Here is a 16,353-nt window from a genome sequence, read left to right as displayed (position 1 = left end):
ATCCCCTATCAATCCTCTTTTTGATCAGCCTTGAGGAGCATCATGCTGACGAAGACAGCCGCAAAGAGAACCTGGATCCCGGCGAGGAAGAGGGCGAGGGCCCAGACTGCATTCGCGATCTGGAAGAGGGAACCGAAGCCCGCGGCGGCCCACTGGTAGACGATGCCGAGGCCGACGATGACGCCGGCCGTCATCATGAGACCGCCGCCGGCGATCCCCCACTCCAGGATATTGTAGTTCAGCAGCCTCGATATGGCCGCACTCTGCCGCCCATAGCCGTGGACAGTGGAGAAGACCCTGATGATGAGCCCCATCAGCATGCCCTCCAGCCCGCCGATGAAGGCCAGGGACGCAAGGATGAAGGAGTGGAAGCGGTAGGTCTCGACATCGCCCCGCACAAGGAAGAGAAGCATCAGCGAGAGGCCGAAAAAGGCGAAGAAGAGGCCCGGGACCGCGAGGAACGGCACGGGCCGGTAGAGGAGCATGAACCTGACATGCCGCCAGCCGTCGGAGAAACTCTGGAGTTTCGAGGGGGTGAGGCGGGGGTGGTAGGTGATCGGCACCTCTTCGATGCGGAGTCCGGCGATCGCCGCCTCGATGATCATCTCGGATGCGAACTCCATCCCCCCGGTCTTCAGGTGGAGGCACTCCAGGGCGTCCCGCCGGATCGCACGAAAGCCCGTATGGGAGTCTGAGATGTGGGTGTGGAAGACCCGGTTCAGGAGCCAGGTCAGGACGGGGTTGCCGACATGGCGGTGGAGGGCGGGCATGGCGCCCGGGAGGATCGTCCCCCGGAGACGCGAGCCGAGCACCATGTCGGCCCCGGCATCCAGCGGCACCAGTAGTTGCGGGATCTCAAGAAAGTCGTAGGTGTTGTCGGCGTCCCCGATGACGACGTACGTCCCGCGTGCCCGTGCGAGACCGGCAAGATACGCGTTGCCATAGCCCATCTTCTCGGGCCTGACGACGATGGCCCCGAGAGAGGCCGCAATCTCGGGGGTCCGGTCCCGGGACGAATCGGCGATGATGATCTCCCCCTCGATACCGAGGTCTGCAAAGACCTGCCTGATCTTTGTGATGCAGTCGGCGATGGTCTCTTCTTCGTTCAGGGACGGAAGGACCACAGAAAGCGCTGGAGGAGATCTGCCCATAGGTATGCGAGACCAATAATAATACAACACATATATAGTGTCGCCGGGGACATGCCCGGGAACAGGTGTGCCCGGAAGGGGATGTGAAGACGGGCAGGTGTCGGTTACCCTGAAAAATATCCCGTTTTTCAAACCCGTGCCAATTCGTCCGGTACGAAACCGTATATATGGTTACGCCGATGATCTGACAGGAAGGATCGTCCTCGCGTTCACCATCGAAACAGGGCGGATTGAGGCATACATGGGGCAGAAAGACCTTTATTCAGTGATCATACCCGCATATAACGAAGAGACCAGGATCAGGTCGGTCCTCACTACTTTTATTCAGGCTTTTTCCGGGCACGAGATCATCGTCGTCTGCGACGGGGCCGACCGCACTGCGGATATCGTCGATGAGGTCTCGAAGGAGAATCCGATGACCAGACTCCTGCGATATCAGGAGCGCCTGGGAAAGGGAGGTGCGATCATCGAGGGCTTCAGGGCGTCGCACGGACAGAAGATTGGTTTTGCCGATGCCGACGAGTCGGCCGAACCCGCCGAGATAAAGGGGATGTTCGATGCCCTGGACGGAGCAGACGGGTTGATCGGTTCGCGGAGACTGAAGGGATCAAAGATCACCATCAAACAACCTCTGGTGCGGAGGGTCGCAAGCAGGGCATTTAATATCGTCTTCGTGCGCATCCTCTTCGGCCTTCCCTTCAGGGACACGCAATGCGGCGCGAAGGTGTTCACGAGGGAGGCGGTCATGGATATCATCGACGACCTCGAGGGGAGGGGCTTTGAAACCGACCTCGAGATCCTGTGGCGCCTGGAACAGAAAGGGTATCGGGTGAGGGAGTATCCGATCACCTGGAAACACTCGGAAGGGTCGACTTTCAGATTGTCGTATTCGTGGAAGATGTTTGTCAGCCTCATGAAGATCCGGTGGGGATGACCCCGAGAATTCCATGCCCGACCCCACCGACCGCATCAATGCCGCTGCCGACCGCCTTGCCCGGTGCAGGAGCCGCGGCGACCTTGCGGAGGCGATCGCCGCCGAGGCGGAGAGGTACACCCTTTTCGACCTCCAGCAGATCGGCGGGGGGGTGAAGAGGGAGGTTGACCGCCTCCCCGAACCATACCGGTCCCGCGTGCGGCCGTACTTCGAGGCGCAACTCTTCGGCGCCTACCACCGCCTGATGCTCGGCCACCGTTCAGGATCTTTTGCACGTGATGACGGCCCGATACAGGAGCGGGACCGTTTCGACGCGTTCGTCATCCTCATCGTCCCGGGATGTCTGGACGACGGGGATACGGACTTCGGCCTGAAAAATCCCCACCACACACTCTTCTACTACCTGATGGCGGGCTTTGCGATGTTTGTCGAGGGGGGGCCGGGGCACCCTGTCGGCACACCCTTCCCCGGCGGCTTTGTCGTCGAAAAAAAGGGGGAATACTATTACTGTCCGATCCGGGAGAAGGAGGAGGCGGTGCTCTTCTCCATCTGCAATGTCTGTCCGGCGAAGCAGATGGAGGGGGTGTGAGACCCCCACCGGTCGTCGGATAAATCGTCCAGATCCGCGAGGGTGCCGATCCCGGACATGAGGAAGGTATGGCAGAGCACGCCTGTTTCCGTGTTTTTCATGCTGGCTTCGGGCCTCGCAACGATTCAGACCACAAAATATTGCCAATGAGACATATTTCTGGCCACCAGGAGAATCTTACCTATCTTCTTCGCCAGATATCCCTTGAAATCCAGAATTTTGTTAAGAATAGCGGCACATCATCAAGGCCGCCTCACATATAAATCATTCTGATCCCTTCACAACGCTTTCATAGCGCGGTACAGACCCTTCACGTATACAGGGGGAACGTGCGGGAATGTCAGATCTGAGCCCGACCGAGAACATGAGCATGGACGAGCGGAGGCGCGGACTCCGCCTCGTCCTGCAGGAGGGGATGGTCACCCAGGCGATGGTCACCCTCACCGGCGGGATCTTCCTCGTCGCCTTCGCCCTCCAGCTCGGGGCATCGAACACGATCATCGGGCTTCTCGCCGCCATTCCGCCTCTCGCGGAACTCTTCCAGATGCCGTCGGTCTACCTGGTGACGCGGATCAAGAACCGCCGGCGCCTCACGGTCACGGCCTCTTTCCTGGCACGATCATTCTGGGTCGTCATCGCCGCCATCCCCTTCGTCGTCCCGACGTCGGCAGCGATCTGGGCACTCGTCGGGGCGATGTGCTGCTACTCCATCCTCTCCGGGATCTCGCACTGCGCATGGAACTCATGGATCCACGACCTCCTGCCGCAGACCGAGATCGGGGACTTCTTCTCCAGGAGGATGCGCCTCTCCACCATCCTCGCCATCATCCTTTCCCTGGCCGCCGCTTTCTTCATCGACTTCTGGAAAACAGAGGCCGGGGGGGAACTCACCGCCTACTCCGTCCTCTTCTTCGGCGGCTACATCGCCGGGATGGTCGGCGTCTACCTCCTCTCCAGGACGCCCGAACCCCTGATCCGGGAGGAAGAGGCCCCGAAACTCCGCACGATCCTGAAGGAACCGGCCTCCGACAGGAACTTCCGGAACCTCCTCGCCTTCCTCGGCTCCTGGAACTTCGCCATCAACCTCGCCGCCCCCTTCTTCACCGTGTATATGCTCCAGAGACTTGGCATGAACATCGGGTGGGTGATCGCCCTCGCCGTGCTCAGCCAGGTCGCCTCGGTCGCCTCGTTCAAGGTGTGGGGGCATACCGCCGACCGCCTCAGTCATAAGTCCGTCCTCCAGATCAGCGGCCCGATCTTCATCATCGCGATCCTGGCATGGACCTTCACCACTCTCCCCGAGCCGTACTTCCTCACCATCCCCCTCCTCATCATCATTCACATCCTCACCGGCATCTCGACGGCAGGGGTCACCCTCTCCACCAACTACATCGGCCTCAAACTCGCTCCCCAGGGTCATGCCACCTCGTACATCGCCGCCGCGAGCATCACCAACTACCTTGCCGCGGGGATCGCCCCCATCGTCGGCGGGCTCTTTGCCGATTTTTTCGCCGCACGGGAGGCCTCCCTCACCCTCACCTGGACAGACCCGGCAGGCACGATCGTCCTGAACACCCTCGACTTCCAGCACTGGGACTTCTTCTTCTTCTTCGCCTTCGTCATCGGACTGTATTCCCTCCACCGGCTCTCGGCCGTCCATGAAGAAGGGGAGGTGAAGGAGAGGATCGTCATCCACGAACTCCTCGCAGAAGTGCGGCGGGAGATGCGCAACCTCTCGACTGCAGGAGGGCTGCGGACGATGATACGGCCGCCTGTCGCCAGGATACTCACGTCACAGGAGAAAAAAGAGAGGGGAGAAGCATATGATCTGGAGAGCAGGATTTCAGGCGTTCCGGAAGAGTGATTTTCCGGGCCTGTTCGGAAGACACGACCATCGTTGGCAAATTATATAATAATTCCCATTCCCCGGTCGATTGAAAAATCAAATATTATATATAGTAATTAAGAGCATTCACGGTGTACCCGCAACCCCATTCCCGCGGGCGAGATGAAAACATGCCCTGCCAGAGGGAAAAATCCCCACAAACATCTCCTGCTTCCGCTTCAGCGTACGGCGCCTGCGAAAGGGTCCATGACCAGAACAGAGGAGAAGAAAAAGACCCGGACAGACACTGCCCCAACCGTGCGAACCCGGAAAGCCTTCTCATGTCCGTAGCCGGGACAGAGAACCTGCACACCTTTCTTCGGTCGGCCCTGACGTCGGCCCTCAGCACACTGGACCTCTCGATGGGATGGGTCTCCCTCATCAATGGAGAGGAGAGTACGGTCAGGGTGGTCTGCAGTTCCGGCATCCCGGCGACATGGCTCAGGGACGTCGAAGAGATCGAAACCGACAACCCGGTTTATACTGCCACAGTCAGCGAAGGAAGGCCGATCTTCACCACGGACTGTGCCATGACATGCCCGGAAAAGGTCCAAACATCCGGGTTCGCCTCCCTTGCCAGCATCCCCCTTTGCATGGGGGACCGGGTGATCGGGGCGCTCAATCTGGCCAGCACGGAAAGGCATGAATTCACACAGGAAGAACGTTCAGTCCTCATAACCATCGGAAAGGGGATGGACGGCACCATCAGGGAGATGACCGCTGAGATCATCTCCCTCGGTCCCGCCGGGCGCGGACCTGGCAACGAGACATCAGAATACCAGACATCTGTCGAAACATATGGGCACACCCCGACAATATCCGTCATTCCAGGCTGCGGTGCTGCAGGGCGAGGCGGCAAGGGAGAGTCCCCCGCCCCGGCATGCAGGACACGGGGAGACGCCGCGGAAATGGCACTGATAAGGAGAGAACAGATACTGGAAGCGGTCAACTATGCCGCGGAAAGGTTCCTGGGCGCTTCGGCATGGGAAGACGAGATACCGGGCGTCCTCAGGCGACTTGGCCAGGCAACCGGAGCAAGCAGGGTCTATATATTCAAGAACACAATCGACCCGGTCACCGGCGAGGTTCTGATGAACCAGTGGCAGGAGTGGACAGGAGAGAGGACGTCACGAGAGATCGAAAACCCTGCCCTGCAGGGGTTGCCGTATCGCACCGAGGCCCCGCGGTGGCAGGAGGTCCTCTCAGGCGGGGGCGTCGTCGCCGGGCCTGTCCGGACCTTCCCCGCAATCGAACGTGCATATCTTGAGCCGCAGGGGATCCTCTCCCTTGTGGCGGCGCCGATCTTTGTGGAGAGGCAATGGTGGGGATTCATCGGCATGGACTACTGCACCGAAGAAAATCTCTGGTCACCTGCAGAACTGGATGCAATCCCTGCAGTGGGACGGCTTATCGGGGCGGCCATCCAGAGGACGAGAGCAGAGGAGATATACCGCAAGCCTGTCGAGAAATCTCTTGCAGGAGTCTTTGTTGTCCAGGACGACCTCCTGAAACGGGTCAACCCACGCTTCTGCGAGATCTTCGGTTTTAGAGGAGAAGAACTCGTTGAAAATATCAGGCTCAGTTCTTTCCTCTCCTTGAAGGGCAGGGGGGAGTGGGACCTCCTGATGAAGGATCCGGACGCGTCTATTCATGCAGAACTCCCAGGAAAGACACACGATGGGTGTCCTATCATCGTCGAGGTCTTCTGCTCGTCCCATCTCTACGAGGGGAAACCGGCAGTGGTCGGCACCCTCGTCGACATCACCGCACGGAAACAGGCAGAATACACCCTGGCAAAGAGCGAGGAAAAGTACAGGGAGTTCTTCAAAAACGTGACCGACGCGATCATCGTCACCGAGATACCGACACCGGAGAGAGAGGTCAGGATCCTTGAGGCAAACGACGCCGCCGTCGCGATGCTCGGGTATCCCTACGACGAACTGCTCCGGGTTCCCCTCACGAACATCGTTGACGCCGACATACGGGAACGTGTCGGCGAGATAACCCGGACCCTCCTCTCCACCAGACACTTCAGGGTCGAGGGGACGTACCTCAGCAGGGACGGGCGGGCCGTTCCCGTTGAGGTCAACCTCCACCTCTTCGCCCAGGACGGCCAGGACGTCATCCTCTCCATCGCACGGGAGATCACCGAGAGGAAGAGAATAGAGGAGGAGGCGCGGGAGGCCTATCAACAGATCGAAAAGAACATGGGGCAGTTCGCCGTCCTGAACGACGAGATCAGGAACCCCCTCCAGGGGATCATCGGAATTGCCGCACTTGAGGAATCGCCGATGTCCCCGAAGATCATCGAACTCGCGCGCGAGATCGACAGGATCGTCTCCGAACTCGACCGGGGATGGATCGAGTCTGACAAGGTGAGGGACGTGCTCAAAAGGCAATATGGCCTCTTCGATGAGGGGAGGGGACGGTGAGAGGGGAGAGGGGCATCACTCCCTGATCTCCATCTCGATCCCGCCGATCCACCCGGCGGTGAGATTGTAGAGCCAGGCAAAGAGCCCGCCGAAGACGAAGCCGATGACACCGTAGAAGACGGCGATGAAGAGCGCCATGATCAGGATGGCGACCCCTTCAAAACCTGCCGTGGCCATGCCGGCACCGGCGGGTGCGGCCAGGTTGAGGAGGGAGAGCAGGGCGACGAAAAGGCCGGCGATCAACCCGATGATCAGGTAGAGTACGCCGGAGACCTTAGCAACAGAGAAGACACCGAGATGTTTTAGTTCTGCCATTGCAGGACGATGGTTCGCGTCAGCGGAAAAAGGTTGTTTTTCGACTCTGGAAAAGTCCGCGCCTGAACGTGGCGGTGGGGGGACCGATAATTATCCTCGATGTGAGGAATATCTCACAAAGTCTATATGCGAAGTAGGGGATACCTAACATAAAGTGTGGTATTTCACACAAGGTCGTTGCATGAAAAGACGATACCTCCTCCAGATATATGCCGGCGCCGTGGTGGCGGCGGCAGGCATCGCCCTCCCCATCACCGGCGCCGTCACTGACACAACCATCGCCTCCGCTCTTGTCGCAGTCGGGGCGGTGATGATCACTCTCGGCATCCTCAGGCACCGCCGCTTCGGCGACGGGATCGAGTCTGACGAGATGACGGAGAGCATCGGCGCAAAGGCCGCGGCGAGGTCGTGGTTCGTCACCCTCCTCTTCCTCTGCGTCCTCTTCTGGGTCGACGAACTCAACCTCATCGCCCTCGATATCAGGGGCGCCATTCTCGCGACGGTCCTCGTCATGGCCCTCTCGATGACGTTCTTCTCCTGGCACCTCGCCGGAGGGGCCGATGCCTGAGGTGATGGAGATGAAGAACAGAACGCGCTATTTCCTCTGGACCGCCTTCGGCGTCCTCTTTCTCATCCTCGGGATCGCCAGGGCGGTCCGCGGAGAGGGGAGCAACGACACGACGGCCGGGATGTTCATCACCTCCGGGATCATCGTCCTCCTCTTCGCGGGTACGCGGGCGATGCGGCAGGAGGAGGGGCCGGAGCAGGACGAAAGGACGAGGAAGATCGGGGCCTACGGGATCACGTACGCCTGGTTCCTCACCCTGGTGTACCTCTTCGCCCTCTTCTGGCTGGAGAACATGGGGATCCTTGCGCTCTCGTCGACGGACGTGATCCTCTCCACGATCCTGTTGACGACGATCCCGGCGAAGGTCTTCCAGTGGTGGCTCTTCAGGAAGGGTGACGTGGAATGAAAAAAGCTGACGTTCTCATTCTCTTCGGCGGGATCATGCTGGCAGCCGGACTCCTGATCCTCGGAACCTGGCAGGGGTCCGAGAAGTCGTGGCCGTCCATACTGATGATCATCGTCGCCGGCGCAGGATTTCTGGCGGCAGGGCTGTTCATGAATCAGAAAAAAAACGATGAGCCCGAACAGGACGAAAGAACCGAAAAGATCACCAGCCTGGGATTCAGGTACTCCTGGTATTGCACCTTTGCAGGGATGCTCGTCCTCGCATATATCACGCCTTTCATCCCGCTTAATCCCGGACTGAATCTCTACATCGCCCTATGCTGGATGGTGGCAACTGCCATTCTCTTCCAGGGATATTATTCGCTGCGGGGGGATGCCGAATGACCCTCACGCGAAAGGACTTCATCGTCACTCTCGCCAGCCTCTTTGTGGCATGGCTCGGTCTCACCCTGGTCTGGCTCGGCGTCGTCGACGAGACGAGCCCGGTCGCTCTGGTCCTGGTCCTCGGCGGCATGATCGGGATCTTTTTCCCGGCACTGCAACAGACGTACCAGGATGATCTGGCGACGTTCCCAGCAGACATCGTCAGGAGGGCATGGTACGTGGGGGTTGTCACGGGAGCGGTGACAATCGTCGTCTTCGTCGCCCTGAGGGAGGCAATGGCAGGCGACCCGAAACTGCATGCCCTCCTCTCCCTCCCTGTCGCGGTGATCGCCGGCATTTTCGTTCTTATGGTGACGGAAAAGGGCGTGCTCAGAATCTCCCGAAAAAAGAATAGATCGTAGTGACTGAACACACCATCAAAAAGGGAGCACTATGAGTATCATTGACGTTAAAAACCTGAAAAAGACCTTCAACGGGAGAGAAGTCCTGACAGGGATCACCTTCTCCGTGGAGAAGGGCGAGGTCTTCGGTTTCCTCGGCCCGAACGGCGCCGGGAAGACGACGACCATGCGGTGCATCCTCGGCCTCCTGCGGCCGACGGATGGAGAGGCGCTCGTCTTCGGCGAGTCCCTCGCCGTGAACGACCGGACACGCGGGCGGGTCGGAGTCCTCCTCGACAAAAACGGGATCTCCGACAGCCTCAGCGCACGGGAGAACCTGGAGTACTATGCACGCCTGTACGGCGTCCCCGACCCCGCGGGGCGGGCGACGGAGATCCTGGAGTTCACCGGACTTGCAGAGAGACAGAACAGTCTCGTCGGCACCTTCTCGACAGGCATGAAGCGGAAACTCGGCCTCGGGCGGGCGATCCTCCACGACCCGGAGGTGCTCTTCCTCGACGAACCCTCGGCAGGCCTCGACCCCGAGGCGCAGAGGATGGTCAGGGACCTGATCCTGGACCTCTCCCGCAAGGAGGGGATGACCGTCTTCGTCAACTCCCACAACCTGGACGAGGTCCAGAGGGTCTGCTCGAAGGTCGCCATCCTCCATCAGGGGAAGGTCAGGGCCTTCGACACCGTCGAGAGGCTGCGGGGCGGCAGGGAGGGGACGCACCTCCGGGTCGTCCTCTCGGACGCCGCCTCGGCGGATCGGGCCGTCGCGGCCCTCGGGAGGGTGGCCGGGATAGGCGGTCTCTCCCGCGAGGGGGAGGCCGTCAGCGCCACCCTTGCAGGTGAGAGCGCCGCGGAGGTCGTCCGCATGCTCGTCGGCGCCGGGTGCGGCATCGAGGAGGTCACGCGGGAGCGCCGGTCTCTGGAAGATATCTATCTTGCCGCGGTGCGGCAGGCGGAGGGGTCGGCATGAACAGCGTCCTCACTGTCGCGAGAAAGGAGGCAGGCCAGATCCTCAGGTCGCGCCAGCTTCTGGTCTCGGCGGCCCTGGTCACCCTCGTCTTCTCCGCGACCGCAATCCCGGCCGTGCTCGCCACCGGCGGCTATGCCGCCCTCGACCGCGTCGGGTTCATGCTCCTCGTCGTGATCGGGATCTTCATCGGCTACATCTTCTCGGGACAGGCCTTCCTGCGGGAGAAGACAGAGGGGACGATCGAGACCCTCCTCTGTTCGCCCCTCTCCCTGCGGGAGATCTGGCTCGGCAAGGTGATCGGCGTCACCCTCCCGGCCTATGCCCTCACCCTCGGCGGTGCAGCTGTCCTCGTCGCCGGGCCCTCGGCCGTGACAGGGGCGCTGATTCTCCCGTCCGGCCCCATGGTCTTCCATCTCCTCGTCGTCGTCCCGGCCTTCATCGCCGTGGCCGTCGGCATGCTCGGGCTTGTCCAGCTCCTTCTCGGGATGCGGGAGAACCAGATCATCAACATGGCCGTGGTCTTCCTGGTCATCTTCTTCTTCTCGGCCTCGGCCGGGCTGATGGGGGCCGACTTCCAGGTGACCTGGACGGTGGAGGGGATGTTCCTTGCCGTCGCCCTCTTCCTCCTCCTCCTCCTCAGGGGGGCGACGCGGTTCCTGGACCGCGAGCGGATCGTGACCACCATCCCCTGAGGCCCCATGCAGACGAAAATGCGCGAATACCGGGCAAAGACCGGGCTCACCCAGGAGGAACTCGCCACACGGGTCGGCGTCAGGAGGGAGACGATCGTCTTCCTGGAGAAGGGGAAGTACAACCCCTCCCTCAGGCTTGCCTGGCGGGTCGCCCGCGAACTCGGCGCCGGGATCGAGGAGGTCTTCATCTTCGGTGAGGAGGACCTGGAGAAATGAATATTTGATGTGGCCGTGCCGGGAGACGACAGCGAAACCTTCGGTCTCTTGACCTCACTGCGTTCGGACCTCGAAGACTTCGGTCCGCGGCAGATCTCAGATGTGCACGCACAGGAAAATCTCCGATTTTCCATACTTGACAGATGAAACATTTGCCTGCCCGGAAGATCGCTGGTCTCCTCCTCTCACTTCCCCCGTCCAATCCTGGGATCAAAGATCATGATCGGGTCGATATCTTCCTGAATTCCCTGAAGAATCATGCGAAACCACCGCCTTCCCCAACCTCTTCGCCGGGGGACTACCTCGAAAACCCACAGTTTTCTCGACTCCCTCCGGTCGTTCCCCCGGACCCCGAAACAGGATAGGGTCAGGGAAGAGAGAGATCCTGATGAAGGAGATTGCCCTCCACCCCTATCGCAATGAGAGGGGGATCGGGGGGTGAAACCCCCCGGACAAGACGCCAGAACAGGATTTTTCAGAACAAAATGTGCGTCCTTTCATCGGCGTGCATGAAGGTTCGGATCCGTTTTGGGATGACCTCCATGAAAACCGCCGGGTGGTTTTCAAAGAACCGCCTGAAACTTCGTTTCATGAGCGATTCTACAGAACCGACAAAATCGGACATCGACCCCGGGGAACTCTCATCCCCGAAGAACGATCACCATATCCCGAGCGCGTACGCCGCCGCACCGAGGAGGGGCGCCCTGCCCCCGAGGGGACTGACCGCAAGCCGCGGGAGGGGGAGGTAGCGGTCGACATGCGGGAGCATGTGCCTGATCAGGAGGTCGCCGTGGTGCTGCGCCAGGGGACCGTCGAGGACGACCACCTCGGGTTCGTAGGCGACGACGATGTCGGAGAGGGCGCGGGCGTTGATCCTGCCGAGGGCGTCCATGAAGGAGAGGGCGAGGGTTTCGCCCCTCTCCGCGGCACCGAGGATGCCGGCGCTCGTCGCTGCGTCGAAGGACGGCGCCGACCCCTGCCCTTCCAGCCAGGCCGAAAAGAAACGGGGCATCCCTGTCCCCGAAGCATAGGCCTCCCAGTGGCCGGGGTGGCCGCAGCCGCAGACGCAGCCGTAGGCCGTGTCCACGAAGAGGTGGCCGACCTCCCCCGCGTTCCCCGACCGCCCGAGGAGCAGGCGGCCGTTCACCACCGCACCGCCGCCGACCCCTGTCGAGAGGGTGACATAGACGAGGTTCTCGACACCCCGCCCGGCCCCCTGCCACCTCTCACCGAGGGCTCCGGCCCGGCAGTCGTTGAGAAGAAAGACAGGGAGACCGAAACGCCCCTCCAGGGGTCCGCGGAGCGGCACCTCGGGGAAGGCCATGTTCGGCGAGCGGACGATCACGCCCGCGGCACAGTCGAGGGGACCTGCCGAGGCGATCCCGATCGCCGACGGCGAGGCGTCGCCGGTCACCGCCTCGACCGCGTCCGCGACCGCACGGGTCACAACCAGTCCCGACTCCCCGACCCGCGGCGTGTCCCCGGTTTCAAGCCTGACAATAGACCCGTCATCCGCCACAAGCCCGGCCCGGTAGTGGGTGGCGCCGATATCGACGGCGACCACTGTCCTCCTCTCCATCACCCACCCGGTCGGTGCGGCGGCATATGGGCCTTGCCCTCGCCAGCAAGGGACGCCGCCTCCAGGCGGAGCACAGGCAGCAGGGCGTCCCTGTTCGCCTCCGTCACGGCGACAAGGCGCACGTCCGGCCTCTCCTTCAACCCCTCGATAAAAGAGTCGCCCCTGAGGGCGACCGTCGCCACCACCGGGAGGGGGCCGTCGAGGAGAGTGACCATCAGGTCCCTGAAGCAAGGGGAGAGGCACTCCATCTTCCCTATCTCGTCGACGACGACAAGACGCACCCCTTCGCCCGAAAATCGGGTGGCGGCAAGGAAGGCCTCGAACGCGGCGACGTCCACGCCATACCTCCCCACGCGATGCCGGCCCCGGATCCCGGTATGCGCAAGCAGGGCCCGCCTGCCGTCGAAACCCACCAGTTCAAAACCTGTCCGTCTCCCCTGCTCCCGGATCTCGGCCGTGTAAAAACCGGCGACGCTGGCCATCCCCTCAGCGACCCGGCGGATGAGAGTCGTCTTCCCTGTCCCCGGCGCCCCGGTGATCAGGATGTTCCCGGCCGTCAGGACTCCTCCCCCCCCTCCTTCCTCCGGACCGTCATCTCGCACTGTGCCTCGCCCATACACCGGGCGCGGACAAAACGGAGGGTGAAGGCCGGGTTGAGGTGCTCGACCGCCGATATGGCAAAGGGGAGACACCAGGAAAAAGCGGTGTCGGCGTCGCACCCGGCCCCGGCCAGATACCGGGTGTACGGGCATCCCTTCAGCACGATCGTCGCCGAATCAGGCGAGGTGGCAAGGATGGAGAACCTGAAGTCAGGGCCGAAGAGCACGACAGACCCCGCCCTGAAGACCTCGCAGATCTCCTCCGCGGTCTCTATCGGGAATCCGAAGGCCTCCGCGATCCCCCGCACCTCGCGGCCGACCTCGTACCAGACCGCCTGCTCCCTCTCCTCGGGCGTGCCCTCGCCCTCCCGCAGGGCCCGCGAGTACAAGGCCGGGAGGAGGGAGGCCGCCCGCGTCGCAAACCGCCACCTGGCCAGGGGTGGGATCTCCTCGATCAGGTCTTTCGGCATGACACCACACACTCCAGAAAAAGGGATGTGGCCGGTGAGAGAAAACCTTACCTCTTCGGCTCGACCCTCATCCGGCACGTCTCCCCGCCCAGGCACATCCGGTCCTCGAACACGATGCCGTAGGCAGGGTTGAGACTCTCGACCGCCGCGGTGCAGTAGGCCCTGCACTCCGGGCAGACGGTCTCCAGGCCCTCCTCCATCTCCCTCGCCCGCGAGAGATACGGGCAGGACGTCGTGACCACGCGGGCAGAGTCGCGGTCCCGCTCGACCTGCACCTCCCCTTTCAGTTCGGGCCCGAGCACCACCGTCGAGAGGGTGCTGAAGGCCCGGGTCACGTCCTCCGCAGTCTTCAGGGGCATGTTGAAGGCGCGGGCCAGCGCCCCCTGCGTCTTTCCGGCCTCGGTCCAGATCGCCCCCGAGATCTCGCCGAGTTCGCCCCCATGCCTCTCGCGGTACACCTTTGCGTACGCCAGGGGGAGAGCACTCGCCCCCCGCGTCGCCAGACTCCACCGCACCTCGGCAGGGATGTCATTGATCTCCACCATCTTTTCTCTCCTTACGGCACCCTCGCGGTGCCGGGCAGAAATATGCGGGAACGCATATAAAAAGTGTCCGCGCAGAGAGATATGGGAGACCATGAGAGAGATCAGGGGCGTCCTCCTCGACATCGACGGCGTCCTCTATGTCGGCGGGCAGGCGGTTGCAGGGGGGAGGGAGGCAGTCGCATGGCTCAGGGACAACGGCATCCCCTTCAGGTGCGTCTCGAACACGACAAGCAGGTCGCGCCGCTCGATCGCGGAAAAGTTGCAGGGCTATGGCTACGAGATCGACGAAAGCCTCGTCTTCAACCCGCCGGTCGCCGCGATCCATCATATTGCAGGAAAAAGGACCTTCCTCCTCACGCGGGGCAGTGTCAGGGATGACTTTGAGGCGGCAGGCATACCCATCGTCGAGGACGGCGCGGATGCCGTCGTCGTCGGCGACGCGGGAGACGGGTTCTCCTATGCCGCGATGAACCGGACCTTCAGGATGGTCCTGGACGGCGCCGCGATCATCGCCCTCGAAAAGGACAGGTACTGGATGGGCGACGGCGGCCTGATGCTCTCCGCAGGCCCCTTCGTCGCCGCCCTCGAATATGCCACAGGGAAGACGGCGACGGTCGTCGGAAAACCCTCGGCCGCATTCTTCTCCCTTGCCCTCGCCGACATGGGAGTGTCCCCTGCACAGGCGCTGATGGTCGGCGACGACATCAGGACCGACATCGGCGGGGCGCAAGGAGCAGGGATGAAGACAGCCCTCGTCATGACAGGAAAGTTCAGAAAAGATATTTTTGACACCTCGCCGTACAGGCCCGACCACCTCCTCGATTCTGTCGCTGACCTGCCGGGGACCATCGAAGCAACATATATATAGAGGCAACTGCGACTCTCGCCGGGACTGCGGGGAAAGGAGAGAATGAGCGAACAGATACGGAGGGCATTCTTCATCGGGATCACGATAGTGTGCGCATGCATCATCGTGGCATCAGGAGTCATGCCGTTTCTGAGGCCCGCGGCAATCTATCCGTCCATCACACCGGCCTCGGAGACCGACGAAACCGGAGACTCGGAGTTTCTTTTCTCCTTCGAGGACAGCACCTACCGCCTCTGCATGCCTGTGGACATGGCCGTCTACAGCGGCGCCCGCGGAGGATCGAAGAACGCCATTCTCTACGAAAACCTCTCCGACGATATCTGGATGACAGGGTATTACCGCGCCTTCATCGACGACCCCCACCAGGAGGCCCTGTACGGCAAACTCCTCCACGCCTTCTCTGACCTCAGGGACAAAAAAGCCCTCGACTCGGACCGTTATGTCGAACTGGTCACCGCCTTCGTGCAGGCGATCCCGTACGAACACCACCCGAACGGCACGCCCCCAAAGTTTCCGGTCGAGACCGTCGCCGAAGGCACGGGGGACTGCGACGACAAGAGCCTCCTCCTTGCCGCCCTCCTCTCTCAGGCAGGATATGACGTCGCCCTCCTCAACTTCGTGAACGACTCCCACATGGCCGCCGGCATCGCAGGCGACCACAACACCTTCGGGTCGACCGGCTACATCTACATCGAGACGACAGAGATCGGGTTCGTCGGATCTGTCCCCGAAGTCCTTGCAAACGGTGCAAGGCTCTCCGAAGAACCGCTGGTCATCAGCATCGGCAACGGCACGGCGAGGTACACGAGCGGGGACGAGACCGCATATATCAAGATGCGGGAGAAGGAGGCGGAGGAGATCACTGCACGTCTCGGCATGACCCTCGATCAAGAGATGACGGCGTTGCGGGCCGAAGAGTTGAGGCTTATCGAGACCAGGGATCACCTGGAAGAGATGCTCGGAGGAGGGGAGACCGCAGGCTACAATGCCGGCATCCTCTCGTTCAACGACGATGCCGCAGCCTACAACGCCGCCCTGCAGGCCCACGACAGGGAGAGAAAACGGTTCGACGAGGCCCGGGAGGTCTCGGCCTATATTCTCGGCCACCGATCTGATCGGGCCGCGACCTACCGCTGGCTCCGCGACCATCCCCTGACTCAGACCACGATGCAGACAGGGGAGGGGACTGAAGACGGCATATCCTGAGAGAGGGTCTTCCTCGCCAGAAAGGCAGCCTTTGAGATCTGGTTCCTCCTCTGGACGGCCGGATAGGCCTGTGCACGCTCGGCGATCGCGGAGAAGGTTATGTCTGTCATGATCATGGGGTCGGCAGGGAGGTATTCAATGGCAGGCCGTGCG

At 61.6% G+C, this 16,353-nt stretch carries 19 protein-coding genes; 13 read left to right on the top strand and 6 right to left on the bottom strand.

The window, feature by feature from the left end; translation table 11 throughout:
- Nucleotides 1-8: 8 nt before the first annotated feature.
- Nucleotides 9-1,151, bottom strand: coding sequence for a glycosyltransferase family 2 protein (locus MEFOE_RS02350; RefSeq protein ID WP_067047716.1), 1,143 nt, complete (start codon nucleotides 1,149-1,151; stop codon nucleotides 9-11).
- A gap of 265 nt (nucleotides 1,152-1,416) precedes the next feature.
- Between MEFOE_RS02350 and MEFOE_RS02345 the strand changes: the two genes are divergently transcribed.
- The 4 genes from MEFOE_RS02345 to MEFOE_RS02330 all read left to right on the top strand — a co-directional run bounded on the left by MEFOE_RS02345 (nucleotide 1,417) and on the right by MEFOE_RS02330 (nucleotide 6,991).
- The gene (locus MEFOE_RS02345) at nucleotides 1,417-2,085 is read left to right on the top strand and encodes a glycosyltransferase (protein ID WP_160329474.1); all 669 of its coding nucleotides are present in this window, start codon (nucleotides 1,417-1,419) and stop codon (nucleotides 2,083-2,085) included.
- Between the two features lie 13 nt (nucleotides 2,086-2,098).
- Nucleotides 2,099-2,674 (top strand): DUF2115 domain-containing protein, encoded by a 576-nt coding sequence (locus tag MEFOE_RS02340; protein ID WP_067047714.1) that lies wholly within the window; start codon nucleotides 2,099-2,101, stop codon nucleotides 2,672-2,674.
- Between the two features lie 337 nt (nucleotides 2,675-3,011).
- Nucleotides 3,012-4,538, top strand: coding sequence for an MFS transporter (locus MEFOE_RS02335; protein WP_067047712.1), 1,527 nt, complete (start codon nucleotides 3,012-3,014; stop codon nucleotides 4,536-4,538).
- Between the two features lie 152 nt (nucleotides 4,539-4,690).
- Nucleotides 4,691-6,991 (top strand): PAS domain S-box protein, encoded by a 2,301-nt coding sequence (locus MEFOE_RS02330; RefSeq protein WP_083523289.1) that lies wholly within the window; start codon nucleotides 4,691-4,693, stop codon nucleotides 6,989-6,991.
- Nucleotides 6,992-7,006: 15 nt separating this feature from the next.
- Here MEFOE_RS02330 and MEFOE_RS02325 read toward each other — a convergent pair whose 3' ends face one another.
- Nucleotides 7,007-7,306 carry a hypothetical protein gene (locus MEFOE_RS02325; protein ID WP_067047708.1) on the bottom strand — a complete coding sequence of 100 codons (300 nt, stop codon included), beginning with the start codon at nucleotides 7,304-7,306 and terminating at the stop codon, nucleotides 7,007-7,009.
- A gap of 181 nt (nucleotides 7,307-7,487) precedes the next feature.
- On the opposite strand from MEFOE_RS02325, the gene MEFOE_RS02320 reads away from it, so the two are divergent.
- From MEFOE_RS02320 to MEFOE_RS02290, 7 genes are read left to right on the top strand one after another with little or no spacing between them, the layout of a single operon-like run.
- Nucleotides 7,488-7,874: a hypothetical protein gene (locus MEFOE_RS02320; protein ID WP_067047706.1), complete on the top strand. Its 387-nt coding sequence runs from the start codon at nucleotides 7,488-7,490 to the stop codon at nucleotides 7,872-7,874.
- Nucleotides 7,875-7,884: 10 nt separating this feature from the next.
- Nucleotides 7,885-8,280: a hypothetical protein gene (locus tag MEFOE_RS02315; RefSeq protein WP_153015843.1), complete on the top strand. Its 396-nt coding sequence runs from the start codon at nucleotides 7,885-7,887 to the stop codon at nucleotides 8,278-8,280.
- Nucleotides 8,277-8,663, top strand: a complete 387-nt coding sequence (locus MEFOE_RS02310; protein ID WP_067047700.1) for a hypothetical protein — start codon at nucleotides 8,277-8,279, stop codon at nucleotides 8,661-8,663. The genes MEFOE_RS02315 and MEFOE_RS02310 overlap by 4 nt, the downstream gene beginning before the upstream one ends.
- Nucleotides 8,660-9,064 carry a hypothetical protein gene (locus MEFOE_RS02305; RefSeq protein WP_067047698.1) on the top strand — a complete coding sequence of 135 codons (405 nt, stop codon included), beginning with the start codon at nucleotides 8,660-8,662 and terminating at the stop codon, nucleotides 9,062-9,064. Before MEFOE_RS02310 ends, MEFOE_RS02305 begins: the two co-directional genes overlap by 4 nt.
- Before the next feature lie 31 nt (nucleotides 9,065-9,095).
- Nucleotides 9,096-10,025, top strand: a complete 930-nt coding sequence (locus MEFOE_RS02300) for an ABC transporter ATP-binding protein (protein ID WP_201785165.1) — start codon at nucleotides 9,096-9,098, stop codon at nucleotides 10,023-10,025.
- Complete coding sequence (locus tag MEFOE_RS02295; RefSeq protein WP_067047696.1) at nucleotides 10,022-10,717, top strand: ABC transporter permease; 696 nt, start codon at nucleotides 10,022-10,024, stop codon at nucleotides 10,715-10,717. Before MEFOE_RS02300 ends, MEFOE_RS02295 begins: the two co-directional genes overlap by 4 nt.
- Nucleotides 10,718-10,723: 6 nt before the next feature.
- Nucleotides 10,724-10,933, top strand: a complete 210-nt coding sequence (locus MEFOE_RS02290) for a helix-turn-helix transcriptional regulator (protein WP_067047695.1) — start codon at nucleotides 10,724-10,726, stop codon at nucleotides 10,931-10,933.
- A 658-nt stretch (nucleotides 10,934-11,591) separates the two neighbouring features.
- Here the strand turns inward: MEFOE_RS02290 and MEFOE_RS02285 are convergent.
- The 4 genes from MEFOE_RS02285 to MEFOE_RS02270 are packed head-to-tail and all read right to left on the bottom strand — an operon-like array spanning nucleotide 11,592 to nucleotide 14,126.
- Nucleotides 11,592-12,512, bottom strand: coding sequence for an ROK family protein (locus MEFOE_RS02285; protein ID WP_067047694.1), 921 nt, complete (start codon nucleotides 12,510-12,512; stop codon nucleotides 11,592-11,594).
- Nucleotides 12,512-13,114, bottom strand: a complete 603-nt coding sequence (locus tag MEFOE_RS02280) for a nucleoside-triphosphatase (RefSeq protein ID WP_160329473.1) — start codon at nucleotides 13,112-13,114, stop codon at nucleotides 12,512-12,514. The genes MEFOE_RS02285 and MEFOE_RS02280 overlap by 1 nt, the downstream gene beginning before the upstream one ends.
- Complete coding sequence (locus MEFOE_RS13935; protein WP_067047691.1) at nucleotides 13,069-13,581, bottom strand: hypothetical protein; 513 nt, start codon at nucleotides 13,579-13,581, stop codon at nucleotides 13,069-13,071. The genes MEFOE_RS02280 and MEFOE_RS13935 overlap by 46 nt, the downstream gene beginning before the upstream one ends.
- 47 nt (nucleotides 13,582-13,628) lie before the next feature.
- Complete coding sequence (locus tag MEFOE_RS02270; RefSeq protein WP_153015841.1) at nucleotides 13,629-14,126, bottom strand: hypothetical protein; 498 nt, start codon at nucleotides 14,124-14,126, stop codon at nucleotides 13,629-13,631.
- Between the two features lie 91 nt (nucleotides 14,127-14,217).
- Here MEFOE_RS02270 and MEFOE_RS02265 point away from each other — a divergent pair, with 91 nt between their 5' ends.
- Both MEFOE_RS02265 and MEFOE_RS02260 read left to right on the top strand, forming a co-directional pair.
- On the top strand, nucleotides 14,218-14,994 hold the full coding sequence (locus tag MEFOE_RS02265; RefSeq protein ID WP_067047688.1) for a TIGR01458 family HAD-type hydrolase: 777 nt from the start codon (nucleotides 14,218-14,220) through the stop codon (nucleotides 14,992-14,994).
- 42 nt (nucleotides 14,995-15,036) lie between these two features.
- Entirely contained in the window at nucleotides 15,037-16,200 is a 1,164-nt protein-coding gene (locus tag MEFOE_RS02260) for a hypothetical protein (RefSeq protein ID WP_067047687.1), read from the top strand.
- The last annotated feature ends 153 nt before the right edge of the window (nucleotides 16,201-16,353 follow it).

This window comes from Methanofollis ethanolicus (assembly GCF_001571385.1).
GTDB classification, from domain to species: domain Archaea; phylum Halobacteriota; class Methanomicrobia; order Methanomicrobiales; family Methanofollaceae; genus Methanofollis; species Methanofollis ethanolicus.
The sequence above is the reverse complement of the archived record's forward strand: the minus strand, read 5'-3'. Positions and strand labels throughout refer to the sequence as shown.

Coding starts and splice junctions, on each gene's coding strand:
- MEFOE_RS02350 (WP_067047716.1), bottom strand. CDS start 1,151: ATGGGCAGATCTCCTCCAGCGCTTTCTGTGGTCCTTCCGTCCCTGAAC.
- MEFOE_RS02340 (WP_067047714.1), top strand. CDS start 2,099: ATGCCCGACCCCACCGACCGCATCAATGCCGCTGCCGACCGCCTTGCC.
- MEFOE_RS02335 (WP_067047712.1), top strand. CDS start 3,012: ATGTCAGATCTGAGCCCGACCGAGAACATGAGCATGGACGAGCGGAGG.
- MEFOE_RS02330 (WP_083523289.1), top strand. CDS start 4,691: ATGCCCTGCCAGAGGGAAAAATCCCCACAAACATCTCCTGCTTCCGCT.
- MEFOE_RS02325 (WP_067047708.1), bottom strand. CDS start 7,306: ATGGCAGAACTAAAACATCTCGGTGTCTTCTCTGTTGCTAAGGTCTCC.
- MEFOE_RS02320 (WP_067047706.1), top strand. CDS start 7,488: ATGAAAAGACGATACCTCCTCCAGATATATGCCGGCGCCGTGGTGGCG.
- MEFOE_RS02315 (WP_153015843.1), top strand. CDS start 7,885: ATGAAGAACAGAACGCGCTATTTCCTCTGGACCGCCTTCGGCGTCCTC.
- MEFOE_RS02310 (WP_067047700.1), top strand. CDS start 8,277: ATGAAAAAAGCTGACGTTCTCATTCTCTTCGGCGGGATCATGCTGGCA.
- MEFOE_RS02305 (WP_067047698.1), top strand. CDS start 8,660: ATGACCCTCACGCGAAAGGACTTCATCGTCACTCTCGCCAGCCTCTTT.
- MEFOE_RS02300 (WP_201785165.1), top strand. CDS start 9,096: ATGAGTATCATTGACGTTAAAAACCTGAAAAAGACCTTCAACGGGAGA.
- MEFOE_RS02295 (WP_067047696.1), top strand. CDS start 10,022: ATGAACAGCGTCCTCACTGTCGCGAGAAAGGAGGCAGGCCAGATCCTC.
- MEFOE_RS02290 (WP_067047695.1), top strand. CDS start 10,724: ATGCAGACGAAAATGCGCGAATACCGGGCAAAGACCGGGCTCACCCAG.
- MEFOE_RS02285 (WP_067047694.1), bottom strand. CDS start 12,512: ATGGAGAGGAGGACAGTGGTCGCCGTCGATATCGGCGCCACCCACTAC.
- MEFOE_RS13935 (WP_067047691.1), bottom strand. CDS start 13,581: ATGCCGAAAGACCTGATCGAGGAGATCCCACCCCTGGCCAGGTGGCGG.
- MEFOE_RS02270 (WP_153015841.1), bottom strand. CDS start 14,126: ATGGTGGAGATCAATGACATCCCTGCCGAGGTGCGGTGGAGTCTGGCG.
- MEFOE_RS02265 (WP_067047688.1), top strand. CDS start 14,218: ATGAGAGAGATCAGGGGCGTCCTCCTCGACATCGACGGCGTCCTCTAT.
- MEFOE_RS02260 (WP_067047687.1), top strand. CDS start 15,037: ATGAGCGAACAGATACGGAGGGCATTCTTCATCGGGATCACGATAGTG.